This window comes from Pseudarthrobacter phenanthrenivorans, assembly GCF_000813845.1.
Classification (GTDB): Bacteria; Actinomycetota; Actinomycetes; order Actinomycetales; family Micrococcaceae; genus Arthrobacter; species Arthrobacter phenanthrenivorans_B.
The window spans coordinates 121,705-145,480 of sequence record NZ_JWTB01000005.1 but is presented as its reverse complement, the minus strand read 5'-3'; the positions used below and the strand labels follow the sequence as shown (position 1 = coordinate 145,480).

The window sequence follows — 23,776 nt, the reverse complement described above, 5'->3', positions numbered from 1 at the left end:
AATCGGTTTGGCCTGCGCCTAACTGATGTGGCTCCACGTGAGCAAGGAGCTCCCTTACTTGCCGGCGCATGCATAGAGGCCACCAAGACACCCGCCGTCCTGTGCTGCAAAAAATCGTGCCTTGCCGTGCCGGACAGCCATACATTCCACACTGCATTGAGGAGAAAAGCGTTGACGCACAACAAGTTGGCAGAGATGGATCCGAGCCGGCGCCGGCTGCTGGCCGCCGGCGCTGCAGCCACCTTTACCGGAGCGCTGGCCCTCGGCGCTGCGGCACCTGCACACGCCGCGGACAACCCGGAAGGATCCAACATGTACGATGTCACGTCCTGGAAGGTCAAGGGCCGGCCGGAGGTGACCGCACAGGTGGACGTTGGTGCGGTGACCAATGACATCATCGCGGACATCAAGAGGCGCCAGGCCACGGCAGGCAGCCGGCCGGGCGCCGTGATCACCATTCCCCCTGGCGACTACGATCTTCGGACCCAAGTGATCGTTGACATCAGTTTCCTGACCATTGCCGGCTTTGGGCACGGGTTCTTCTCCCGCAGCATCAAGGACAACGTGGACACCACCGGCTGGCTCGAGCTGCAGCCTGGCGGCAGCCATATCCGCGTCCTCACTCCGTCAACAGCGCCGCAGGCCTTCCTTGTTCGCCGTCCGGGGAGTCCACGCCTGTCCGGGGTCGTCTTCCGGGACTTCTGCCTTGATGGCGTGGAGTTCCCGCCGGACGGCAACAGCTACCGGAACGGCAGGACGGGCATTGAAGTCGCGTCGGACAACGATTCCTTCCACATCACGGGCATGGGCTTTGTGTATCTTGAGCACGCACTCATAGTCCACGGCGCCGATGCCCTGCGTGTCCACGACAACATGATCGCCGAATGCGGCAGCTGCGTTGAACTTACCGGCGCCGGACAGGCAACAATCGTCAGCAACAACCTCATGGGAGCCGGCCCGGAGGGGGCCACCCTGCTGGCGGAGAACCACGAGGGTCTGCTCATCACCGGCAACAACCTATTTCCCCGGGGCCGGAGCCTGGTCGAGCTGACTGGCTGCAACAGGTGCTCGGTGTCTTCGAACAGGTTCCAGGGTTTCTCCCCCGGCATGATGCGGCTCACCAACAACTGCAAGGAAAACCTGATCACGGGCAATCACTTCCGCCGGGGCATGGAGGGCTTCCCGCCGTTCCTCGGTAGATCCAATGGCCTGGACGATCTGTACGGAGTGGTTCATATCGAGGGCGACAACAACCTCTTCTCCAATAACCTCATCGCCTACGACGTCTCGCCCGACAAGGTTGTACCGGCGAACGCCCAGCCCACAATGGTCCTCATCGCCGGGGGCAACAGCAACGTGGTGGCCAGTACCCATGTGGTGAGCAACGTTGAAGCCCAGCACGTCGTCCTGGACGCTTCCACGGTCCGGTCGAAGGTGCTGGACAGTGGCCCTGCTTCCACGGTCACTTCCTACAGCGGTGATACTGCCATCCGGCCTACACCTTAATTGGGAACAGTACAGCCGCCTTCGCTGCCAACCAGGTGGCAGTGAAGACGGCTGTACTGAGGCCAAAAACGCACCCGGACCAAGATGAGCTGGGGATCCGGGTGGAGTTCCCTAGGCCAACCTCGCCAGGGTCACGGCTTGGCGCTCCTGGCGACGTCGTCGAGGCCCTGAGGCGGCGCGAGGTCCATTTCGAGCAGCGGGACCACTCTGGATTTAGTCTTGTAGCGGTGAACCAGCCACAGGGCGAGGAAGATGGGCAGCCCAATATAGGAGGAGAGCACCTCTGCTGTTCGTCCGGCCAGGACAGCTTCGTAGTTTTGTCCTGCAATAACCAGGATCAGCAAAGCGAAGGCCAACAGGGGGCCGACGGGGAAAAGGGCAGCTTTGTACGGCAGGTCCTGGACGTTGTTTCCCTGGGCCAGGAAACCACGCCTGAAGCGATAGTGCGAGAGGGCAATCCCCGCCCACACGATGAAGCCACACAGGCCCGACATGTTCAGGAGCCAGGAGTAGGCGGTGCCTTGGCCGATCAGCGCCGAAAGGAACCCGAACAGACCCACCGCCGCAGTGGCCAACAGGGCCGGGATTGGCACTCCGCGTGCATTAAGTAGTCCGAAGATCTTCGGGGCCATGCCGTCGTGGGCCATGGCGTGAAGCATGCGGGTTGAGGCGTAGAGTCCGGAGTTGCCCGCCGACAGGATGGCAGTCAGGATCACTGCGTTCATCAGGGCAGCCGCGAAGGCGACGCCGGCACGGGAGAAGACCAGGGTAAATGGCGACGACGCTACGTCGGCTTCGCCGGAAGCCAGCAGGCTCGGATCCGTGAAAGGAATCAGGCACCCGATGATGAATATGGCACCGATGTAGAACAGCATGATGCGCCAAAACACTGTGCGGATGGCCTTCGGCACCTCGCGCCGCGGGTTCTTGGCTTCGCCTGCTGCGACACCCACCAGCTCGGTCCCTTGAAAAGAGAAGCCGGCGACCATGAAGACTGAGACTATCGAAACCCAGCCCCCGTGGAACACGTCACCGCGGTTTTCCCAGTTGCTCAGCCCCGGGGAGTTGTCGCCGAGGATGCCGAAAATCATCAGCACCCCTGCGATCAGGAAGAGCACCACCGCGCCCACTTTTACCGCCGAGAGCCAGAACTCCGACTCGCCGAATGACTTTGCCGAGAGGGCGTTGAGGCCGGTCAGCATCACCAGGAAGATCCCCGCCCAGACCCATCCCGGCACGCCTGGGAACCAGAAGTCCATGATGATTCCGGCCGCCACCAGTTCCGCCGCTACCGTGATGGCCCAGTTGAACCAGTAGTTCCAGCCGATTGCGAAGCCAAAAGACGGCGAGACGAAGCGGGTGGCAAAAGACTGGAAGGAGCCGGCGACTGGTATCCGGGCCGACATTTCGCCCAGTGACTGCATTGTCAGGAATACCATCAGGCCCACCAACGCGTAAGCAACGAGGGCGCCGCCGGGCCCAGCCTGTGAAATGGTGCTGCCCGAGGCTACGAACAGACCGGTACCAATCGCGCCGCCGATGGCGATCATCTGCAGATGACGGCTGGTGAGCCCGCGTCTGAGCCCGTTCGTGGTGACAGCGGACCCGGGAGCCGACGTTTCCGTGGGGGAAGGTGCGTGTTGTGTTGCTGCGTCGTCCTTGACGTCAAGGGAAGTCCCGCCCAGTGATGTCACGCCGCACCCCCCACGTGGAGTGGCGCGCCCGGGTCGAGGATTGCCATGTCGGCAGCTCGATCAGTGCAGGCAACGGTGACTGACGCGTCGAGCGGGCAGACCGGCACCATTCCGCGGGTTCCGGTAGACGGAGTGAAGTCCCTGGTCGGCATGGGCGTCGCCGGGACCGAATCCGGGCCAATGCCAGGGGTCCGGCGGGAAAGATTTCTATTGATTTCGAGCGCGTGGGAGCAAAGCCTCATAGTGCCTCCGAAAAGGTAGGTGCGGTGGATTCAGCCTTCCGGCGCTCCTGGGCGGGAAGGATGGTGATCAAGCTAACACATGTGAATGGAGGGACAGTTGGTGAATTGTTTGTTGCACCGCATAGCAGCCAACCTCTTATGCGTGACCAGCCGGCGGGAGGACTGAGCATAAGAGTTACTGATCTTATTCAGCGTGAGAACAAGTGCAGTTGTCGAGCTGATAAGGGCTCATCCCGGCATGGAGCTGTACTGGCGCCACCAAAATCAAAAGACGACGCTCACACCTGATGGCGCCGGGGCCGGGACGCTCTACTTCAGGAAGCGCGGGCCTATCGGCTTCCCGCATCCGGTACTTGCTGCAGCTCACGCGCGGTCCGACGGGAGCTGGCGTTGGGTTCTTCCAGGGCGGCAACCATGCGACCAACTTGAATAACTGCGGCCCTGATCTTTACGGGATCGCTGATGGTCAGGAATTGGAGCATCAGACCATCCAGTGCAGCGAAGATGGCAAGGGCAACCGCGTTGTCTGCGGGCAGGCCCCGCTGCTGTAGAGCTTCTTCAACAGTCCGCATGTAGTTGGCGTAAAGCCGTTCCACCAGGCGCCGCACCTCCGGGTTTCGCCGGGATTCCAGCAGCATCTCAAATTGGAAGAGTTGCAGTTCCGGCTCGGCGGACACTGTCTTGATGAGCGAGTCGGCAAAATCGTCGTCAAAGTCGGCGATCCGCTCAAGGCCGGTCTCTTCAATTGACCGTTGTACAGCCCATTCCATGGTGGCAGCCAGGAGGCCTTCGATCGAGCCGAAATGGTGCCGGATGAGGGTGTGGTTGACGCCGGCACGGCCCGCTACCGAACGATAGCTGATCCCCTTCAGCCCCCGCTCCCCCACCACGGCAATGACTGCCGAGAGCAATGCTTCGCGTCCATCCCCGTAGGGCAAGCGGATCGAAGACTGAGGCTGGGTCATCCACTAAGTCTAGTTCCCGCAACTGATCGACAGGGAGACGTTGACACCCAGAACTATACAAACGTATAGTTCTTGGTGTGGCCGAGGTCACTTACAGCTTTGCTCGATTGCTATCAGCTTCTTCCCCGGATTGTTCGGCGCACTGACGCGCAGAAACAGGGGCACCATTTCTCCCGCACCGGCCCAACGCCCGTGCACTCCCGAAAGAGCCATCGCATGAATCAAGAATCAGTCGACGTACCGACGAGCATTGGGTTGGAAGAGCGCGGGGACTCCGCCGGTCCGATGGGTTTGAGAGCCAACAAACTTGGCGTCCTTGCCATTGCCTTTTTCGCCATTGCCGCGGCAGCGCCCATGGCTGCCGTGGTGGGCGCCAGTCCGGTCCTATTCTCTGCCTCTGGGGCCGGAACACCGGTCATCTACGTTATTGCTGCGTTGCTTGTTGCCCTCTTCTCCGTCGGCTACCTCCGAATGAGCCGGTACATTACCAACGCCGGTGGTTTTGTCGCATACATGGCCAAAGGGCTCGGAACGAAATGGGCGACCGGTGGTGCTGGGATTGCCATCGTGACCTACCTCAGCCTGCAAATCGGGCTGTGGTCCCAGTTCGGCGTCTTCGCCCAGCTCCTGATTGAAGGAATCACCGGTCTTAACATCCCGGTCTACCTCTGGATCGCCGTGCTGCTCGCAGTAGTGACCGCGCTGACCATGCGCGGAGTCGACGCCAGCCTCAAAGTGCTGGGAGTTCTCATTGTCGGCGAGGCCTTTGCAGTCGCTGCCCTTGTGGTGTCCCTCATCGCCCAAAAGGGCATCAGCATCTTCACCTTCGAGGGCTTCAATGGTTCCAACGTCTTCGGACCCGGCCTGGGAATCTCCCTGCTCTTTGCGTTCGCCTGCTTCACCAGCTTTGAAGCAACGGTCGTCTTCGCCGAAGAAGCAAAAGAACCCCGCCGCACTATTCCCCGCGCCGCCTATTTCGTCATCGCCTTCGTGGGCATCTTCTACACTATGTCCACATGGGCCATCAGCGGCGCCATCGGCATCGACAACATCCAGACCGTCGCCACGGACAACCCCGCCGGCATGATCTTCGACGTGGCCGAGACCAGCGCAGGCTACTGGCTGAGCATGACCATGCAGATCCTGGTAGTTACCAGCTTCCTGGCCATGCTCCTCGGCCTCGCCAACATGTTCTCCCGCTACCTCTTCTCCCTTGGCCGCGCCGGCGCTTTGCCTCAGAAGCTTTCCGCCGTCTCCAAGACCGGGGCCCCGCACGTGGCCGGGTTCATCAACGGAGTCGTCGTCCTCGCCGTCAACAGCATCTTCCTGCTCGCAGGAGCCGACCCCATCACCACCGTCTTCTCCTGGTTCGTCGCCCTGGGAACAGCCGGCTTCATCACCATCCTGCTGGTGACCTCAGCCGCGATAGTGCTCTTCTTCGCCAGGAACGGCATGCGGGACAACCTCTGGGTCACGGTCATCGCACCCTCCCTGTCATTCCTCGCATTCATCGTCATCGGATACCTGACGCTGGATAACTACGACGCCCTGCTCGGCGGCGCCGGCGGCGTTGCACGCTGGCTTCTGCTCGGTATCCCCCTCTTCTTCGTGGCCGGAATCGCCCGGGGAGCACAAAAGCCCTCGATCAACTTCGCCGCGGTCATCGGCTGACCAGCCGTACAACCTGTCCCCACACGATAAAAAGAACAAGGAACACACCATGACTTCAACCGACATTCAGGACTACATCCCCGAAGAGGAGTGGCCCCCGGTTTCCGCCATGCTCGAAGGCTTCGGCGACCAGACACTCCCCGCCTCGCACGCCCTCACCGGGACCGCCCTGAGCATCCCGGCCGAAGACGGTGTCGATGAGTACACCTTCGACACCGAATCCTCCCTGACCTGGACCACGCAGCGCGGCCAGGAGAAGACCAGCGCAACAGCAGGCTACAAAGCCATCGAAGCCCGGCCCGGGATCTTCATCATCGACTCCGTCCGGGGTGAGGGGCCCGCAGCAGAAAACGTCACCATTATCTGGGACCGGAACACCGGCGCGGTGACCTCCGGCGTATCGCGCTTCGTTCTCGCGGGCGACCGCACCCGGAGCACCACCGACTTCAGCCAAACCAACAGCAACGGCTCAGCGGCACGGCACGAACGCTCGTCCGGGCTGGTCGGCAAGCGGATCTTCTACCGTTACAGCGACGTCGAATCCTACGAACACATCTATCTGAATCCAGGCACCTTCACCTGGAACTGCGTCCGCGGCGGCGAGGCGGGCCTGGCGGACACCGACCGGTGCATGACGTGGGAAGCAGCAGAGGATCTCTTCATCTTCTTCTGGACCGAAAAAGTCATGTGCGTTGACGCTGTCCTGCTTGTGGACCTGCGCGAACAGCGCTCCATCGGACGCATGTTCGGCTGGGATGACCCTGCCAAAGAACCGGTCATCCTGCCCTTCAACTCCCGGCTCAGCGTTCTGAACACCACCGAGTACCCCCAGGACACCAACAAGCACTAGCCCCGGCAGGGGGTGTCCGGGACCTGCGCCGGACATCCCCGGGCAAAGGGCAACGAGCCCAACCGGCAATAGCGCGCAGCCGGCAACCAAAGAAACGGAGACTTTTAATGGATATCCAGCTGCGTGACCGCGTGGTCATGGTGACAGGCGGCGAATCAGGGATAGGCCGGGCCTGCGTTGACCTTCTGGCCTCCGAGGGCGCAAACATCCTCATCGTCGACCGCAACCCCGACGGCGCCGCCGCGGCAGAACAGCTCCGCAACGACGGACGCCAGGTTTCCTTCGCCCAGGCCGATCTCACCGTCGAAGCAGATGTCCGGATGCTCGCCGAAGCGGTGGAGGACCTCTACGGTGGACTGGACTCCGTCATTGCCTGCGCCGGTATCTCCGGCCCGGTGGGACAAAACGCAACAGACGTGTCCGCCGAGGACTGGGACCGTGTCATGGCAGTCAACGTCCGCGGGAACTTCCTGCTTGCCAAGTACTGCGTCCCCCTACTGCGTGACAGCGCCGTGGCGTCCATGGTGTTCCTCGGTTCGGACTCAGCGTTCGTCGCCTACGAAGGCATGGCCCCCTACACCGCATCCAAGGGGGCAGTGGTGATGCTAACGAAGGCACTCGCCGTGGACCACCCACCGATCCGGTTCAACTGCCTGTGCCCAGGCATCGTGGACACCCCCATGTCCCGCGCAGACCTCGGCTTCGACGACGGCTTCGCCGGCTCAGGCCTTCCCGTCATCGAACCCCGGCAGATCGCAGGACACGCCCTGTTCCTCGCCTCACCCGTCAGTTCCCCCGTCAACGGCACAACCCTGATCGCCGACTTTGGCTACATCGCCCGCTCGGCACAGCCCTCACTTGACTTCACCGCCAGCCCCTCAACCTAACCCGATAACACTGCAGGGAGCGTCCCTGCTCGAAGAGGAGTACCCCTTGGAAACCTATGAATCCCTGCTTGCCAGCCTCGCTCCGCAGAATGGTGAATCCCGGACAATTTTCGATCCCGCCACAGGCACCGCGGTTGGTGAAGCACCCGTCCACACGCTCGAGGACCTGGAACAGGCCGTCTCCGCAGCCGTCGCAGCGCAGCCGGCATGGGCCGCGACGGGCCACGACGCCCGGTCCGCCGCGCTCCTAAGAGCAGCCGACGCCGTCGAACGCTCCGCCGAAGAACTCGCCCAGCTGCTCTCCCGCGAGCAGGGCAAACCCCTCAACGGCCCCAATGCCCGCTTCGAAGTCGGCGCCTGCGCCGCGTGGCTGAGGGCTGCCGCCACCACGCCGCTGGAGCCGGAAATCGTCGTGGACGACGGCGAAACGCGCGCAGAGCTGCACTACCGGCCCATCGGCGTCGTCGGAGCCATCGGTCCTTGGAACTGGCCCATGATGATCACCACCTGGCAGATCGCGCCGGCCCTGCGGATGGGCAACGCCGTCGTGGTCAAACCATCAAAAATGACCCCGCTCTCCGTCCTGGCACTGCTCAAGGTCATCAACGAGGAGCTACCGGAAGGAATTCTGACCGGCATCTCCGGTGACCGGACCGTTGGCGCCCGTTTGGCCGAGCACCCGGCTGTCGGGAAGGTGATGTTCACCGGCTCCACCGCAGCCGGCAAGGAAATCATCAAGTCTTCCGCCGATACGGTCAAGCGGCTCACGCTGGAGCTGGGCGGAAACGACGCCGGCATCGTCCTGCCCGACGCCGATCCCAAGACCATCGCCGAAGGTCTGTTCTGGGGCGCCTTCATCAACACCGGCCAAACCTGCGCCGCGCTCAAGCGGCTCTACGTCCACGACGACATCTACGACGCCGTCTGCGACGAACTCACCGCCGTCGCCAAGGCCATGCCGATGGGCAACGGCCTGGACGAAAACAACGTCCTGGGTCCACTGCAGAACAAGGCACAGTACGACGTCGTAGCGAACCTTGTGGAGGCAGCGAGGGCTTCCGGAGCACGCATCCTCCTCGGCGGGAACCCGGACAGGGACCAGCCCGGCTACTTCTACCCCACGACGCTTGTGGCGGACATCGACAACGACAACCCCCTGGTCGCCGAAGAACAGTTCGGCCCCGCCCTGCCCATCATCCGCTACAGCACCATCGACGAAGCAATCCAGAAAGCAAACGCCCTCGACGTCGGCCTCGGCGCCTCCGTCTGGTCCTCCGACCCGGCAACAGCCCGCGAAGTCGCCGCCCGCATCGAAGCCGGGACCGTATGGATCAACCGGCACGGCGCCGTCGACCCACGTATCCCCTTTGGCGGCGCCAAGCAGTCAGGCTACGGTCTGGAATTCGGCGTCGAAGGGCTCAAGCACCTCGGCGTCCCGCAGGTCATCAACGGCTAGACCACCTGCAAAAGGAGTGATACCCGCTCGCTGAAGCGCGGGTATCACTCCTTTAAATAAGGTCGACATCTCCAACCAAACCCAAAGGAGCCAGAGTGGGCAATCAACCAGTAGCCATAGTCACAGGAGGAGGATCCGGAATTGGGAGCGCAACGGCCCATCAACTCCGGGCCGACGGATGGGAAGTAATCATTTCAGGCCGGCGTCCCGAACCCTTGCAATTGATTGCCGACCAAACCGGGGCAGTTCCAGTGGTGGCGGATACTTACACCCAATCTGATGTTACGAAGCTGGTTGAGTCGGCCCTCGAACGGTTCGGATCCTTGGATGGACTGGTCCTGAACGCCGGGGTCGTGCGGACGGGATCAGCTGGGGAACTGACAGATCAGGCCTGGGACGAAATGATGAGTACCAACCTCACAGGGCCCTTCCGGCTCGCACGCAAAGCGCTGCCGCACCTGCTGGCATCCCGCGGAGCTATCGTCGGTGTCGCGTCGGCGGCGGCGCTGCGGGCTACACGTGGAATTGCCGGCTACAGTGCAAGCAAGGCGGGGCTGACGATGCTCATGCAGTCCATTGCCGTGGACTACGGCCCGTTGGGTGTCAGGGCGAATGCGATTTGCCCCGGCTGGACCCGGACTGAGATGGCGGACATGGAAATGAAGGAGTACGGGGCGGATCTGGGTCTGAGTCCTGAAGAGGCTTATCGGACTGCCACATCCTTCGTTCCGGCCCGCAGACCCGCCGAAGCAACCGAAATAGCCCAGGTCATCTCTTGGCTTCTCTCGGACAAAGCCTCCTACATCACCTCAGCCGTCATCCCCGTCGACGGCGGGATGATCTCCGTCGATCCCGGGAGCCTGGGATTCGCGGCCCGGACAGCGGCAGAGCCCGCGAACCAAGGAACCGCATAACCTCCAGACGAGCTATCCGGCCTTCATTGCAGGAGTTCCCGGCTGCCCGCCGCGCGAGTTCCACAGGTAACGATGGCAGCTTTTATATCGGCAGCCAGAGTTCTGGACCGGCCACCACACACTTGGATAGGCCAACGCGGCAGCTAGGCCAAAACTCGGGAACCAGCCGTAAGAGCGACGCAACCCGCAAGGTTCGTGAACAGGTTAGACGCAAGATCGCCTCTGACGAGGCGACCTGTCCTGCCCGAGGTGGGACTCGAACTGTCTTCCAGGCCTTGCAACTACTCGGGATCCGCGCAAACATGCGGAATCTGGAGCAATACGACAGCTCTGAACAACAGTCCAAGACGAAGAGTGTTGACATTGTCCACACCTACTATTTGCCCTCCCAGATTCGGCAATAAGCCGTTCAATGAAGCAGGCCGAGGAGCGCCCGTCCTAGCGGCAATATGTTGACGGGATCTCTGCTACCGGCTGCAGCGTGGGAGCCTGACGCGACGATAGTGGGCCGGCTCCAAAAAGCCGAATTCAGCAGGAGCGTTTCACGTCTGGTCAGCATTTTGCCAGTCGGGCGCTTGAATGAGTTCCACCCGATTTCCGTCTGGATCGAGTAGGTAGACAAGCCATCCGCCTGCAATTGGACCAGAGGTCGGGGCAACTGGTTCGGATACGGCGTCGTAACCAAGCGCTGTCATCTTGGCGTAAACCTGCCGTACATCAATATCTGTGAAGGCAAGGTGTGCCGTGCCCGGTTGCGCCTTTGATGGGTCAACTGCGGGCAGTAGAGGCTCGGCATGGGCAAGTTCCAACCGGAAGGATCCGTCATTGGTAGCGAGAAGCATGGCTCTGACCTGTACGTTGGGACGGCCGTACAGCTCACCGATGTATGGCCCCGACGTCCAGGCGTCCAAGCGGGTTAGGCCGAGGCCATCCACGTAAAATCGCGCGCTGCGCTCCATGTCCGTAACGTGCAGGGCGGTGTGATGGTGTCGCATTCAGTGTCTCCTTGGTGGTCAAGGACTTCCCACTCGTCTCCGATGAAAGCAGCCTTGAAGCGTCAATGTTGGATGGGAGGTGTCAGGCCGGGTATGTCAGCTCTGGGCGATGGCCTGTTGGAAGACCTTTGTCGGGTCGTTTTAGGTTCCAATTCCCAGGTGTGCTCCGCCTGCCACGTCGAGGGAAACCCCTGTGATGTAGCGGTTGTCGGGGTCGGCGAGGAAGAGGATGGCGCGGGCGACTTCGTCGGGTTCGGCGAACCGGCGCATTGGAAGTTGTGCGGCACGCTTGGCACGGTTGGCGGCTGCGTCCGGACCGGAGTCTTTGGCGAATTGTGCCCACATGGGTGTGTTCACCGGGCCCGGGGCGATGGCGTTTACGGAGATGCCGTTGGGCCCGAGCAGTTCGGCAAAGGACCACATTATGTGAAGGACGGCGAGTTTGCTCGCGTTGTAAGGCAGGTAGTTGAGCCGTGATTCCTTTGCTGCAACTGACGATAGGACCACGATGGCGCCGGCGGTGCCGGTTTCGAGCATTGACTTTGCGGTCTCCCGTACCATCGTGAAGGTCGCGGAGGTATTGATCCTTAAGATGGAGTCGAATTCTTCAGTGGTGGTCTCCATGATGCCGGGGGTGGGGCCGAGTACTCCGGCTGCGTGGATGAGGACATCGATGCGACCGTGTTTGGATGTGATTTCCTGGATCGTAGCTGCGCATTGCTGTTCCGAGGTGATGTCGAGGGGGTAGAACGCCTTTAGGTTCTGGTCCTCTTTCGGGGAACGGTCGGCGCCTATGACGATGGCGCCTTCTGCTGTGAGGGCGCTGACGGCGGCGTCGCCGATTCCCCCGCTCGACCCGGTTACCAGTACCACCTGATCCTTGAGGCTCATTTGTTCTCTCCGCCGTGGTCGTGGGTGCGCCGCGGGTTTCCGGCGTTGGGAGCGTGAGGTGCTCGCTTCATGTGCAAAATTCCTTAGCTGTGGTGCTGTTTTGGCCGGTCGCGTGTTGTCCAGGTTTGACGATGCTAGTGGGCGGCCGCGTCCTTGGCGCGAGAAGCTGCCGCAGCCACAACTTCATCGGCGATTGCGGTGGCCCGGAGCGCTTGGGTGAACGTAACGGCTGGGGGCTCGCCGGTGCAGAACTTAAGGGCGGCCTCTGCCTGGCGTAGGAAGAGGTCGGAGGGGGCGAACGATGTTGTGTCGTGGTTTCCGTCCCGGTTCCAGACGTGCACGGTGTCGTTGGCCCACAAGATCCGTCCGTCACGGGCGAGTACATCGATGGTGAGGCTCCAGTCCCCCTGGTTGAGTCCTTGCGGTTCCTGCCAGGGAGACCAGTAGCTCTGCAGATGGAACAAGGCACCTGCGGGAAATTCTATGTCGGTGACTACGTGTTCTGGTACCGGCGAGCCGTACAGGCTGCTGCTGGAGCTTGTGGCGAGGACTTTTGGGTCGCCATCGAACCATGATGAGACTAACTCGATGGCGTGGATGCCGTTGACGACGGCGACGCCGCCCTCCTTCGGGTCAGCTCGCCAGGAGTTGACGTTCTGTTTGTGGGCTACGGAGCGGACGGACACGGCGATTACCTCGTTGTTGCCCACCCATTGGGAGACGAGGGAAGCTGCTGGGTGCTGGTGGAGGGTGTATCCGATCATCAGGCGTTCGTTGACACCGGACGCGGCGGCAAGGACAGCGGCGCCTTCTGCGTCTGCGGCGACCGGTTTTTCGGTGAGCACGCGGAAGCCGCGGTTCAGCAGGTCCGCGCAGATAGCAGGTTGGATGGTGGTCGGCAGTGCGACGGCCACGAGGTCGGCGTGTTCCGGGCGGAGCGCTTCGGTGCTGGCTACCACCGTTGCATCCAACTCCCGGGCGAGTGGGGAAGCCCGGTCGTCCTTCTCAACAAGAACCGTGACGTCGGCACCCGCCGTGGCGAATGCCCGTGCGTGTCGTGATCCGGCCCAGCCGGCTGCTCCGACGACGGCGACGCGCGGAACTGGATTCGTTGAAATCATGATTTGACTCCACCGGAGGTCAGGCCGGCGATGAACCAGCGCTGGAAGGCGGCGAAGATGGCAAGGACGGGAAGGAATGCGACGATAACGAAGGCCCCGAAGGCCGCCCAGAAGTTGCCGAAACCGGTGGAGATGTATCGGACGATGCCGTTTTGCACCGTTTTCATGTCTTCGGTTGTTGCCAGGACGGTTCCGACGAGGAAGTCGTTCCAGACAAAGACGAAGATGAAGATCGCGACGGCGGCAATCCCTGGGCGGATCAGGGGCAGCACGATTCGCAGAAGAATTTGGCGTCGGCTGCAGCCATCGATTGCTGCTGCTTCCTCGATTTCCACGGGGATGTTTTCGATGAAGTTGCGCAGGAACAGGATCGTCTGTCCGCAGATGATCCCGGTGTAGACCACGATCAACAGAGGGTAGGTATTAATGAGTGCGGTCTTGACGAACATCGAGTAGAGGGCAATGAAGACCACGACGCCAGGAACCATGGACAATACGAGGATGCCGGTCATGAGGCTTTCCATGCTGCGCCCCCGGTAGCGGGTCGCGACATAGGCTGCGGGGACGCAGACCGCGAGGGCCAGGATGATCGAACCGATGGCGTAGATCAGCGAGTTGAGGAAGAAGCGGATGTTGGTGGAGGTGAACAGTCCGCCGTAGCTGTCGAACGAGAACGGGTCCGGGATCCACACAGGTGGGAAAGCCACCGTGTTCGCGTCGGTTTTCAGGGACGTCGACAAAATCCATAGGACCGGAGGCAGGACCAGGGCCGCTGTTACGGCGACGACTGCCCAGATGGGCAGCCGCCGCAGAATGTGCCCGGGCCGGCGGCGGGCCGGAATGGTGGCAGTCACAGAGATTCCTTCCGTCGGAAGCGGATCGCTACCAGGGTCAAGGCGATGTTGATCGCGAAGAGCAAAATTGCTGCGGCCGAGGCGCCAGAGAGGTCAAAGTCCTGGAACGTCTTGTTGAACACCCTCATCGAGAGGGTTTCCGTTCCACCCAGCGGGCCGCCACGGGTGGTGACCAGGATGATGGTCACCATTTGCACGTACAGCATTAGCAGGACGACAACGACCGAAACGATGGTGTTCCGAAGGAAGGGAAGGGTGATGTTCACGAATCCCTGCCAAGCGTTTCCGCCGTCCACCCGCAGGCTTTCGTAAAGTTCGGTTGGCACAGTCTGAAGCGCCCCGAGGAAGAGGACCATCGCCTGGGGATAGGACCACCACGCGGTGATGAGTGTTAAAGCCACCAGCGCCGAACCCGGTGTGGAGAAGGCATCGGCAGGCCCGAAACCAAGGGCTTTGGTGATGGCAGTCCCCGGCCCATAGGTGGGATTGAGGAACCACAGCCAAAGAGTGCCTACGGTTGCCTGGGACATCAGCCACGGAAGCAGGAACAGGCTCCGCACCGTCCGCTTGAAGCGGATGATCTTATTCAGGACGACCGCGGAGGCAAAGCCGAGCGGTAAGGCGATAGCCAGGGCGCCAAGCGAGAACGCAAGAGTGGTGCCGATCTGCTTGGGAAGGTCTTGGTCGGAGAACAGTCTGGTGAACGACTTCAGTCCGGAGAAGTCCTTGATCTGGTAATACGTGGTGTCGTGGAGCGCCGTCCAAGCTGTGAAGAGCAGGGGGCCGACGAAGACGAAAAGGAAGACGGAAACGACCGGGACGACGTAGAGCCAGACGGCCCGGTCCTTCCGTGCAGGCCGGATGCGGGGTTTGGTGCTCCGAACTGCGCGTTGTTCTTGTGTCACTGACATGGGGTTCGCTTTCCTGGGACCAGGGTTACGTGGTTACTCCTGTCGGGGAAGGGGTTCACTTGTTGGCCGCGTCCTGCGCCGCCTTCATGAACTCATCCGCCGAGGAGTTGTTCAGATACAGCTGCTGTCCGGCGTTGGCAAGGCCACTGGCAATGGCAATCCAGTTATCCGGGTAGGTGTGCGGCTCGCTGTGATCTTTGACGAAGTTACTGACGTCCAGCACGGTCTTGGCCTCTGGAGTGGTGAAGTAAGGCTCCTGGAACGTCGACGAGCGTGTGGGGACGTCGCCCCCGGTTGCCATGAGCGCCCCGGCTTTCGGGCTGGTCATGTATTCGATGAACTTCCAGGCAGCCTTGGCATGCTTGCTTCCGGCACCGATGCCAAGGGTCCAACCAAACGTCGATCCCTTATCCGAGCCGTTTGAGGTTTTGGGCAGGGGGGCGGACTTGATGTCAGGGTTGGCCTTCTGCAGGGTCAAGAGGCGTTCCGTTCCGAGGGCAGACATGGCAACCGTGCCGTTTTGGAGGCCGTCAGCCACCGTCGAGTACTGGTCCCCCACAACGCTCGGCGGCATGCCTCCTGCTTTTTTGAGCTTCACGAGGAAATCGGCGAATTCTTTGCCCTTTTCAGTGTTGAAGCTGGCTTTGCCGTCCTGATTGGAGATGTCCTGCCCCACCTCGCTCATGAAGCAATCGAAGAAGGTCGAGATGATTGCCGAGTTGTCGACCCCGGAGAACCCGGTCCCAAACCCTGTGAACCCGGCCTTCGCTGCTTTTCCGGCAACCTCGACGACCTGGTCCCAGGTGGTGGGTACGGCAGCTCCGATCTGCTTGAGGATCTTGTCGTTGTAATAGAGCGTGCAGGTGCGGTAGTCGTAGGGGACGGCCACTTGCTTCCCGTCCTTGTCCGCCAGCTTGTCCACCGGGCGCAACCAGTCAGTGATCTGCTTAGCCTCATCAGGAAGCGGCTGGTAAACCTGCGCAGCAGCAATTTGGGGAACGACCGGAGCGAACATCTTCACGACGTCCGGTGTCTGCCCGGCTGCCGCTGCCTGCGGAAGCCTGCTGATCATGTCCCCGAAAGAAACAGTCGACAGCTGAACCGTGATGTTGGGATTTTCCTTGTGAAAGTTCTCGAGATTCTGCTTCAGCGCGGCAGCCCGCGGGTTGTTCTGGCTGGGGTCCATGAAGTCCCAGTACGTCAACGTGACGGGACCGTCCTCGTTGCTGCCGGACTCGCCGGAACTGCCTGAGCAGCCGGTGAGCAGCGCCGCGGCAACCGCCACGGCGGTCAAAGTACTTGCAGCTCTAATCATTTCATCTCTCCTTTGAGATCGGTTGCATTTATCCGATCAGACATTGAGATCGGTTGCTGAGATCGGTTGCAATAAAGATAGGGTCGGGAACAGGCTCTGTCAAGACTTACTCAGGTCCGTGCTCGGAGCTCCTGGCTCCGGTCACCGAGACGGCTAACTCATGTCGGTTGCCGGTGTCGGGGATCGCCGAAGTCCATACTTCTTCAACGCCGGACCGCGCCGGCCGGGAGTGCATCTTCAAGCACGCGGGGCCTGTTGATCATGAGGGCTCCCACGGCAAATACCATGAGCCAGCCTCCGAGCATGCTGAATGATGGTAGCCAGTGGTCCCCCGGCTGATGCAGGAGACCAAAAAGGAATGGGCCGAGGCTTGCGAGGGTGTAGCCGACTCCCTGCGCGAATCCGGAGAGTGCTCCCGACCCGGTTTGTGTTCGTGCCCGCCTGTTGATCATGGTGAACGCGAAGGAGTAGGCGCCTTGGCCCAGCCCGGCGATAGCCACCCACACTGACGCGGAAGTTATTGGAGCAAAGAGGATGCCTCCATAGCCGACGGCGAATGTGACGACGAACAGGACTGCAATAGGTAGCGGGCGAGGCATCCTCACCACGGCAAGAGGCACAACGAGGCCGACCGGCAGGCCGAGGATGGAATAGAGCGCCAACATGAATCCGGCGGTTTCCGGACTCATCCCTCGGTCCACAAGAACGACCGGAAGCCATGTGATTGCCGCAAACGTGTTGCTCGAGCAACCCGCGAAGATTAGCGCTGTACCCCAGCCAATCGGTGATCGCCAGGGCTTGATCACACTGGTGCGGGGCGCCGGTACTTCGCTGCATGGAGGTTTCCTGGCCTGGGCAGCCGTACCCCTGGCTGCGAGGACCATCAGCCAGGGTACTGCGGCGGCCGCGCTGATTGCCGCCCAAATGCCGATGGAAAACCGCCAGCCATACAGCCCGGCCAAGGGTATGGCCGCTCGGGCGGCCACGGCGGTGCTGACGGCGAGGAGTGTCACGTGTAGGGCAGGGAGGAGCCCGGTTTTATCGGGGAAATACTTCATCAGCAGGGGCGGTATCACGACATTTACTACACCCATCCCCAGCATGGCGATCGAGGTGAACGCCAGAAAGACGGAGGTAGTCCACCCCAGTGCGCGTCCAACCTGGCCGAGGGTTGTCATCAGGATTGAAGCCAGCAGCAGGTATTCGGGCTGCATTCGGCGGATAAGAGGGAGGGCCAGGAATCCCATTGCTGCGAAGCCGGCGGTCGGCAGCATTCCAAGGATCCCCGTCGTCACCGCGTCAAGGGGCAGGTCCTCGCTTATGGGACCAAGGAGCGGGGACACCGCGGAAACCGCCTGTCTTGCGCTGAACGCGACCAGCAGGATGCCAACGAGCGGGGCGAGCCGCCCTCGCAGTGGTTGCCGTCCCACTCCCCCGATCTTCCGGTGGCTCTGGTGGAGGCAGTTCGGACCTATTTTGTGCCTCCTTATGCTTTGGGATGTCTGCAGGGCGCGGTTCAAAAGCTCTCGATGTGAGACCTAACCCGAGGGGATGGGCGAGCCAGGCTGTTCAGCTTGCGTTCACTGCGTGGCTGGCCCATTCCCGGCCGGCTTGTTCTTCTGTCGGCAGACCGGATGCGGCGAGGATCCGGTCGAGCAGGCGTTGGGTGTGAACAGCCTCACGGCCGGAGGTCAGTGGCTGTGCCCTGTCTGCGACGCGGTCAAGGAAATGGTGAACGGCGGCGGAGAATCCGAGGGTGTCCGTGGCTGTGGCCCAGCCGTACGCCTCGGCGCTGAGTTCCCGGGATGTGGTGACTCCCTTGACCGTGGTCGAGACTGTTTCAGGCGCCCTGACCTCCACTGTCTTCCCGTCACCGTAGGCGTCGAGCTTCTCGTTCCACGCTCCTGCCGTACGGGCTGCCATCAGAAGGCCCGTATTTCCGGTGCTGAAGCGGATGGTCGCTGCGACGCCGTCTTCTTCCCAGGGGTCCTCCCCGGCGGCATGGGCGGCGACGTCCACGGGTTCGCCGCCACAGTACCAGCGGAGGAGATCAACCATGTGGATGGCATTTTCGAAGGTCGCACGGTATTCGGATCCCGGGCGGTTCTTCTGGGCGACGCAGAAGGTGGCTCCTTTCTCACCAAAAATGTCCCTGCCGGCGGTGTAGACGGGGGCGTAGCGGCGGTTGAAGTCGACCATCAGCACTCGGCCCCGCTGGTCGGCAAGATCTGCAAGGCGTTCGGCCTCATCGGTTGCCGGCGCCAATGGTTTTTCGCAGAACACGTCGACATCACGGCTGAGGCACAGCTGCACGGCGTGGGCGTGCTCGGATCGTGGCGTGAGTACGAAGACTGCATCCAATTCCTGCGAGGCCAGCATGTCCTCCACGCTCTTGTAGGCGGCGCCGAATCCCCAGCGCCTGACCAGGCTGCTGGGGTCATCGCGCCGGGACACCAGGGCAGCCAGTTCCACGTCATTGCGTTGTACGAGGGTGGGCAATTGGGCAATGGTGGCGATATTGCCTGCGCCGATAACTCCGACGCGGAGACGGTTGGTGTTCATCGAGCGTTCCTTATTTCAGCCAGATTGGAGAGCATTGAGCGCAGGACGGCGGCAGATTCGCGGAAGCCGTCCTCGGGCACAGGGAGGTCCTGGGGGTGCCAGCGGTACTCGAGTTCGATGCTCAGGACGTCGTCGTAGCCGTGCTGCAGCAACGCGGCGAGGATTTGCGACCACGGAACGACGCCGCTTCCCACGACACGGGACCTGACGGCCCGCTCGGAGGCGTTGACCCGGGCCGTTTCCGTGGCGCGGAATGCTGCGTTGGGATCCGTGAAGACCAGGTCCTTTACATGCACGTGACCAATGAGATCACCTTGAACAGCAAAGGCCTGTTCGAACGTTTCGTCGTGCGTGAAGGTCAGGTTCGCCTGATCGTAGAGAACACGGACGGCGGGGTGTGCTATTTCCCGGACGAGGGCGGCGGTGTCTGCCGCGGTCTGGGTCATAGTGCCGAAGTGGTTTTCCACGCAGAGGCGAACACCGGCCTGGTCGGCTTCGGGCGCGAGTGTTTCCAATGCCTGACGCAGTTGCCCCCATCGTGCCGCGTGTTCGCTGTCGCCCGGGTGCCAGGCGCCGGCATACACACGGACCCGGTCAGCGCCGAGCAGGTGCGCGGTCTCGATGGCGCCACGGAACTCATCGACCCCTTGACGCCATTCCACATCGTCCAGTGAGTTGATGGCTGTGGTGTAGGGCGTCAAGCCGACGATGGGTACGCCCTCGCCTTCGGCGGCTTGCAGTGCTTCCATCGCCGCGCGTCGGTCACCAAGAGGCAATCCGGACGTGTAGTCGTCCTGGTAGATGACTTCGGCGGCATCGAGCCCTGCGGCCCGGAAGAGTTTGAGTGCCTGGGGAACCGTGTGGTTCGGGGTGCCTAGTGTGTGACCCGCTAGCCGCATTGCTCAAGATCCTTTCTGAAGTGTTTGGTCTGCTGTCCAGTCCGCAGGACCGACCAGCCGGGGCGGGTCTGCGACGCGGGACCGGTCCACGATCTCCATGAGCAACCCCCAGGGGGTGACGAAGTAGGTCCAGCGGTTCCCGGCGACGCGGGGGCTGTCACCGGCGACTTCCTTGCGTTCACCAAGCACCCGCACCCCGGGGGCCTGCTGCAGCACCGTGATCGCTTCATCGACGTCGTCCACGATGAAGCACAAATGGTGCCCTCCGGCGTCGCAGTGCCGCGGTGGCGCATCGCGCCGTCCCGTGCCGCTCCATTCGAAGAGCTCGATGTTAAGGTTCGGGGGCAGGCGCAGCATGGCCAGCGTGAGTTTGGCATCTGCCGGGACGTCGAAGTTAATGGGCATGAATTTTTCGTCGGGTCCTCGTTCGGAGCGGTACAGCTCCTCAGCGCCCAGCACATCGACGAAGAACCGGATGCCTTCCTCAAGGTTTGGAACGGTAAGGCCGACGTGGTCAGTGTGGCGCAGCCCCGGGAGACGCCGGAGCGGCTGTCCCTGTCCCCCGGTCATTTGCGTCGCCCTGAGGTGCGTGGGCCCGAGGTGGAGCCGCGGACCAGAAGCTCGGGCTCGAGAACGATGTGGTCCACGGAGCCGTCCGCGTTCTGTTTCTCGGCCAGTTCGATGGCGATATGTCCCATGTCGGCGATCGGCTGCCGGATGGTCGTCAGGGCGGGGTTGAACCTGGCTCCAAGAGCGAGACCATCGAACCCAATAACCGATACATCCTCGGGTACCCGTACACCGCTTCGGCCGAGGGCCGATATCACAGCAAAGGCGACCATGTCATTGGCCGCGATAATGGCCGTCGGGGGGTTCTCCATTTCCAGGAAGTGCTCCGCTCCACGGGTGCCCGCGTCCAGATCCGACCCGCTGTCCAGAACGATAGGTGCGCTCCCGCTCTCGGCAGTCAGTTCCAAATAAGCGTCCATCCGGTCCTGGGCTGTGTGCGTTCCGGCGATACCGGAAACGTAGCCGATCGAGGAGTGACCCAAAGAGTGCAGATGATCCAGGGCCAGCATGATTCCGCGGCGGCTGTCGACGGTAACCGTGGGAACCGAATCGTCTCCCTCCACGCGGTCGATCACAACGACCTTGTGTCCGAAGTCGAAACGCTTCAGCGCCTCGGTATCGACCTTTGTCGAGGGGGCAACTATCCCGAAGGGGGCGTACATGGCCTGCATGGCGGTGAAGTATCCGTCGGTTTTGGCCGGGTCTCCGTTGGTGACGCAGAGCAGCAGCTGGTAGCCCCGCTCGTCGGCTGCCTGCGTCATCGTCTTGGCAAGCTCGGCGAAGAACGGGTTGGTGATGTCAGGGACGATCAGCGGGATGAAGGTACTGGTTTTTCGACGAAGCGCCTGGGCCAGTGGGCTCATTGTGTAGCCGAGTCCCTCGGCGACCCGCAGGATGTGCTCGCGCGTTTCACTCTTCACCGCTTCGGGGCGTGAGAACGCCCGGGACACCGTTGATCGATGGACACCGGCTGCCTTGGCAACGACGTCGATACTCAGATCAGGCATGTTCTCTTCCTCCATGATGGTCGTCGTACGCCCGCCAAATGGGGCGCATGACATTCTCGAGCTGGGCCAGCGTAGTGAGGCCTCGGAATCCATCTTCCAGCGTCCGGGCGACGCTCCGCACAAACGGATCGTATAGAGGGTCACTGTCCACATTGATCTTGTCGACCTCCGTGGTCCCGTCCGCCGCCGTGAAGGTGGCTGAACCGTCAGAGTCCACGGTGGCGAATCCTGCTTCCCCGGCTGAGGTGAAGCTGCAGTATCGCTTCAGCGGAGAGCCAGGGAATGCGTACCCGACTTCCACGATGGCTTCGCGCCCTTCCGGTGTCGTGAGGAGGAGACTGGCATGATCCTCAACGCCCTGGTGGTGAAGAGACGATGAGAGCCGGGCGTCCAGATCCACGGCGGTCTCACCGGCGCCCCTCAGGAACATGTCGACAAAGTGTGGCCCCAGATTCGCGAGGCAACCCCCACCCGCCCTGAGCGGATCAAGCATCCAAGGATTGGCGTTCTCAAGGTACCGGGATGGTGGACCGGCAATGAATGAGGTGCGCTGGTAGGTGGGCCGGCCTGCCTTGGCAAGCCACTGCTCAGTGGGGCCGCCGCGCTGGACGAGCGGAACAGTGGCGGGTACACCCGCTGCCTCGGCGGCTCGACGCACGGTGGAAAGCTCGTCAAGGGAAGTGCCCAACGGCTTTTCCACGACGAACGGAATACCGCGCTCGATCAGGGCAAGACACTTTTCGGCCATGCCGTCATGGGGGCCGAAGACATATGCGAGTCCGACGTCGGGGAGATCCACCAGCTTCCGCCAGTCGGCTTCAACCGGGGCCCCCCATCCGTTTGCCAGGTTCTGCACCTGCACGCGGGATACGTCGTCGTCACCGACTCCGATCATGTCGTGCTCTTCGGCCATGGCCGGCGCGCACAGCGGAACGTGCCAGTGCGAAGCACCCAGAATGATTGTGCGTACGTGGGTCAACCGCGATACCCCCTTGTATGAGATCGGTTGCTGAGATCGGTTGCAATAACAGTATGGATGGTGGGAAAGTTTGTCAACGACACTCCAACAGTCCCCGGGCAAAACAAAGCAGCAAAATGCCGGGGCGCAAGAAAGGTAAACATGTACAAGAAACTTCGCACCCTGCAGACCATTGACGAGTCCGGCGCCGTTCTCATCGTCCGCCTCGAAAACGCCGAGGTGGCAGAACGAGTGGCGGAAGCGGCCATCTCCGGCGGTTTCCGCGCCCTCGAAATCACTCTCTCCATTCCCGGTGCCGTCGACGTGATCCGCAGGCTCTCCGCCAAGCACGGATCCAACGGAGTAGCGGTGGGAGCCGGAACAGTTCTTGACGAGCACTCGGCCTATGAGTGCATCCGCGCCGGCGCCGACTTTCTGGTCAGTCCTCAGCTGAACCCGGCAATGATCCGGACAGCGAACCGGTACCAGATACCCACAGTAAGCGGCGCCTACACTCCAACTGAAATGGTCAATTCAGCCGAGGCCGGTGCCGACATCCTCAAGCTCTTCCCCACCGAGGCCGGCGGCATTCCCTACGCCAAATCCATGCTCGCCCCGCTCGCCCATCTGCCGATCATGCCTGCGGGCGGCGTGACCGTAGAGAATGTTGGCGAATGGTTTGCCGCCGGTGTCGCAGGTGTCGGCGTCGGCAGCTACGTGACTAAAGCGTGGCAGCCCGACGGCGACTTCACCCGAGTCACCAAAGCCGCGAAGGAGTTCCTGGCGGCAGTTGCAGAGGGCCGCCGATGACCACCCCCAGCGTCTTCGTCGTGATTGGCCCGGCTGGCTCCGGAAAAACAACGGTTGCCCAGAAAACCGCAAGAGAAAACAATGCCGCTTACCTCGACAAGGACCGGGTATGCGGACGATTTGTTGAATTTGCACTGAAGGCGACAGGACACGACCCCACAGACCGGGAATCCAACGACTACTATCGCGACAACCTGCTGCCCCTCGAATACGACACCCTTATGGACGTGGCTGGAGCGAACCTGCGTCTCGGCCGGTCAGTAGTGATCGATGCCCCTTTCGGCGCATACTTCCAGGTGCCCGATTTCCTTACCCGCGCGGCAGAGAAATTTCAATGGCCACCTTCCCAGACCACGGTCGTGCGGGTCAGGGTCCCCCAGGATCTCCTGCGGGAACGGCTTACCCGGCGGGGCCTGGAACGAGACCAATGGAAACTCTCCCACTGGGACGAGTACTGGCCAATTTACGGAAGTCTGGAATGCACGTGGTCCGGGGTGGAGTATGTGGACTTCAACAACGAAACACCACTCCCGGCCGAGGCGTAACTGCCGGACTCGACCCTTTTGTTCACCTGGATTGCGGCCTCACGAGCCAGCTACCACGAGCCTAAGCCCTTCCTCCCTGTCGACGGGGCAGGGGCCCGGGCTCCAGCTTGTGGACCACATTCACCTGCGCTGCCGGTCGGCTGGCCGGGGCAT

Annotated in this window: 22 protein-coding genes; 8 read left to right on the top strand and 14 right to left on the bottom strand. The window is 61.8% G+C overall.

The window, feature by feature from the left end; all coding sequences use genetic code 11:
* The first annotated feature begins 195 nt into the window (after positions 1-195).
* Positions 196-1,506, top strand: a complete 1,311-nt coding sequence (locus RM50_RS02570) for a NosD domain-containing protein (protein ID WP_082006952.1) — start codon at positions 196-198, stop codon at positions 1,504-1,506.
* Between the two features lie 131 nt (positions 1,507-1,637).
* On the opposite strand, the gene RM50_RS02565 is transcribed toward RM50_RS02570, so the two are convergent.
* Both RM50_RS02565 and RM50_RS02560 read right to left on the bottom strand, forming a co-directional pair.
* Entirely contained in the window at positions 1,638-3,191 is a 1,554-nt protein-coding gene (locus RM50_RS02565; protein ID WP_430929384.1) for an amino acid permease, read from the bottom strand.
* A gap of 580 nt (positions 3,192-3,771) precedes the next feature.
* Complete coding sequence (locus tag RM50_RS02560; protein ID WP_052259911.1) at positions 3,772-4,407, bottom strand: TetR/AcrR family transcriptional regulator; 636 nt, start codon at positions 4,405-4,407, stop codon at positions 3,772-3,774.
* A gap of 216 nt (positions 4,408-4,623) precedes the next feature.
* Between RM50_RS02560 and RM50_RS02555 the strand changes: the two genes are divergently transcribed.
* The 5 genes from RM50_RS02555 (at position 4,624) to RM50_RS02535 (ending at position 10,185) form a co-directional block, all read left to right on the top strand.
* Positions 4,624-6,078: an APC family permease gene (locus RM50_RS02555; protein ID WP_043449595.1), complete on the top strand. Its 1,455-nt coding sequence runs from the start codon at positions 4,624-4,626 to the stop codon at positions 6,076-6,078.
* 49 nt (positions 6,079-6,127) lie between these two features.
* Entirely contained in the window at positions 6,128-6,928 is an 801-nt protein-coding gene (locus RM50_RS02550) for a MoaF C-terminal domain-containing protein (RefSeq protein WP_043449593.1), read from the top strand.
* 107 nt (positions 6,929-7,035) lie between these two features.
* The gene (locus tag RM50_RS02545) at positions 7,036-7,815 is read left to right on the top strand and encodes an SDR family NAD(P)-dependent oxidoreductase (protein WP_043449592.1); all 780 of its coding nucleotides are present in this window, start codon (positions 7,036-7,038) and stop codon (positions 7,813-7,815) included.
* Between the two features lie 46 nt (positions 7,816-7,861).
* A complete protein-coding gene (locus tag RM50_RS02540; protein ID WP_043449589.1) occupies positions 7,862-9,271 on the top strand; it encodes an aldehyde dehydrogenase family protein in 1,410 nt (469 codons plus the stop codon).
* 95 nt (positions 9,272-9,366) lie between these two features.
* Positions 9,367-10,185: an SDR family NAD(P)-dependent oxidoreductase gene (locus RM50_RS02535; protein ID WP_043449587.1), complete on the top strand. Its 819-nt coding sequence runs from the start codon at positions 9,367-9,369 to the stop codon at positions 10,183-10,185.
* Between the two features lie 542 nt (positions 10,186-10,727).
* Here the strand turns inward: RM50_RS02535 and RM50_RS20290 are convergent.
* The 12 genes from RM50_RS20290 to RM50_RS02480 form a co-directional block, all read right to left on the bottom strand.
* Entirely contained in the window at positions 10,728-11,180 is a 453-nt protein-coding gene (locus tag RM50_RS20290) for a VOC family protein (RefSeq protein WP_082006945.1), read from the bottom strand.
* A 141-nt stretch (positions 11,181-11,321) separates the two neighbouring features.
* Positions 11,322-12,071: an SDR family NAD(P)-dependent oxidoreductase gene (locus RM50_RS02530; RefSeq protein WP_043449585.1), complete on the bottom strand. Its 750-nt coding sequence runs from the start codon at positions 12,069-12,071 to the stop codon at positions 11,322-11,324.
* Between the two features lie 134 nt (positions 12,072-12,205).
* A complete protein-coding gene (locus tag RM50_RS02525; RefSeq protein ID WP_043449584.1) occupies positions 12,206-13,192 on the bottom strand; it encodes a Gfo/Idh/MocA family protein in 987 nt (328 codons plus the stop codon).
* Positions 13,189-14,046, bottom strand: a complete 858-nt coding sequence (locus tag RM50_RS02520; protein WP_043449582.1) for a carbohydrate ABC transporter permease — start codon at positions 14,044-14,046, stop codon at positions 13,189-13,191. The genes RM50_RS02525 and RM50_RS02520 overlap by 4 nt, the downstream gene beginning before the upstream one ends.
* A complete protein-coding gene (locus tag RM50_RS02515; protein WP_082006944.1) occupies positions 14,043-14,957 on the bottom strand; it encodes a carbohydrate ABC transporter permease in 915 nt (304 codons plus the stop codon). Before RM50_RS02515 ends, RM50_RS02520 begins: the two co-directional genes overlap by 4 nt.
* A 55-nt stretch (positions 14,958-15,012) precedes the next feature.
* A complete protein-coding gene (locus tag RM50_RS02510) occupies positions 15,013-16,143 on the bottom strand; it encodes an ABC transporter substrate-binding protein (RefSeq protein WP_240471833.1) in 1,131 nt (376 codons plus the stop codon).
* Positions 16,144-16,475: 332 nt separating this feature from the next.
* On the bottom strand, positions 16,476-17,615 hold the full coding sequence (locus tag RM50_RS02505) for an MFS transporter (protein WP_240471832.1): 1,140 nt from the start codon (positions 17,613-17,615) through the stop codon (positions 16,476-16,478).
* Between the two features lie 226 nt (positions 17,616-17,841).
* Positions 17,842-18,834, bottom strand: a complete 993-nt coding sequence (locus RM50_RS02500) for a Gfo/Idh/MocA family protein (protein WP_043449578.1) — start codon at positions 18,832-18,834, stop codon at positions 17,842-17,844.
* Positions 18,831-19,733, bottom strand: a complete 903-nt coding sequence (locus RM50_RS02495; protein WP_043449576.1) for a sugar phosphate isomerase/epimerase family protein — start codon at positions 19,731-19,733, stop codon at positions 18,831-18,833. The genes RM50_RS02500 and RM50_RS02495 overlap by 4 nt, the downstream gene beginning before the upstream one ends.
* A 3-nt stretch (positions 19,734-19,736) precedes the next feature.
* Positions 19,737-20,303: a VOC family protein gene (locus tag RM50_RS02490; protein ID WP_043449574.1), complete on the bottom strand. Its 567-nt coding sequence runs from the start codon at positions 20,301-20,303 to the stop codon at positions 19,737-19,739.
* A complete protein-coding gene (locus tag RM50_RS02485; RefSeq protein ID WP_043449573.1) occupies positions 20,300-21,310 on the bottom strand; it encodes a LacI family DNA-binding transcriptional regulator in 1,011 nt (336 codons plus the stop codon). Before RM50_RS02485 ends, RM50_RS02490 begins: the two co-directional genes overlap by 4 nt.
* Positions 21,303-22,289, bottom strand: a complete 987-nt coding sequence (locus RM50_RS02480) for a Gfo/Idh/MocA family protein (protein WP_043449571.1) — start codon at positions 22,287-22,289, stop codon at positions 21,303-21,305. Before RM50_RS02480 ends, RM50_RS02485 begins: the two co-directional genes overlap by 8 nt.
* Positions 22,290-22,430: 141 nt before the next feature.
* Between RM50_RS02480 and RM50_RS02475 the strand changes: the two genes are divergently transcribed.
* Positions 22,431-23,078, top strand: coding sequence for a bifunctional 4-hydroxy-2-oxoglutarate aldolase/2-dehydro-3-deoxy-phosphogluconate aldolase (locus RM50_RS02475; RefSeq protein ID WP_043449569.1), 648 nt, complete (start codon positions 22,431-22,433; stop codon positions 23,076-23,078).
* Positions 23,075-23,623 (top strand): AAA family ATPase, encoded by a 549-nt coding sequence (locus tag RM50_RS02470; protein ID WP_043449567.1) that lies wholly within the window; start codon positions 23,075-23,077, stop codon positions 23,621-23,623. The genes RM50_RS02475 and RM50_RS02470 overlap by 4 nt, the downstream gene beginning before the upstream one ends.
* Positions 23,624-23,776 lie beyond the last annotated feature (153 nt).

Coding starts and splice junctions, on each gene's coding strand:
- RM50_RS02475 (WP_043449569.1), top strand. CDS start 22,431: ATGTACAAGAAACTTCGCACCCTGCAGACCATTGACGAGTCCGGCGCC.
- RM50_RS02530 (WP_043449585.1), bottom strand. CDS start 12,071: ATGAGCCTCAAGGATCAGGTGGTACTGGTAACCGGGTCGAGCGGGGGA.
- RM50_RS02545 (WP_043449592.1), top strand. CDS start 7,036: ATGGATATCCAGCTGCGTGACCGCGTGGTCATGGTGACAGGCGGCGAA.
- RM50_RS02555 (WP_043449595.1), top strand. CDS start 4,624: ATGAATCAAGAATCAGTCGACGTACCGACGAGCATTGGGTTGGAAGAG.
- RM50_RS02510 (WP_240471833.1), bottom strand. CDS start 16,143: ATGGACCCCAGCCAGAACAACCCGCGGGCTGCCGCGCTGAAGCAGAAT.
- RM50_RS02485 (WP_043449573.1), bottom strand. CDS start 21,310: ATGCCTGATCTGAGTATCGACGTCGTTGCCAAGGCAGCCGGTGTCCAT.
- RM50_RS02500 (WP_043449578.1), bottom strand. CDS start 18,834: ATGAACACCAACCGTCTCCGCGTCGGAGTTATCGGCGCAGGCAATATC.
- RM50_RS02495 (WP_043449576.1), bottom strand. CDS start 19,733: ATGCGGCTAGCGGGTCACACACTAGGCACCCCGAACCACACGGTTCCC.
- RM50_RS02570 (WP_082006952.1), top strand. CDS start 196: ATGGATCCGAGCCGGCGCCGGCTGCTGGCCGCCGGCGCTGCAGCCACC.
- RM50_RS02490 (WP_043449574.1), bottom strand. CDS start 20,303: ATGACCGGGGGACAGGGACAGCCGCTCCGGCGTCTCCCGGGGCTGCGC.
- RM50_RS02470 (WP_043449567.1), top strand. CDS start 23,075: ATGACCACCCCCAGCGTCTTCGTCGTGATTGGCCCGGCTGGCTCCGGA.
- RM50_RS20290 (WP_082006945.1), bottom strand. CDS start 11,180: ATGCGACACCATCACACCGCCCTGCACGTTACGGACATGGAGCGCAGC.
- RM50_RS02515 (WP_082006944.1), bottom strand. CDS start 14,957: ATGTCAGTGACACAAGAACAACGCGCAGTTCGGAGCACCAAACCCCGC.
- RM50_RS02525 (WP_043449584.1), bottom strand. CDS start 13,192: ATGATTTCAACGAATCCAGTTCCGCGCGTCGCCGTCGTCGGAGCAGCC.
- RM50_RS02550 (WP_043449593.1), top strand. CDS start 6,128: ATGACTTCAACCGACATTCAGGACTACATCCCCGAAGAGGAGTGGCCC.
- RM50_RS02560 (WP_052259911.1), bottom strand. CDS start 4,407: ATGACCCAGCCTCAGTCTTCGATCCGCTTGCCCTACGGGGATGGACGC.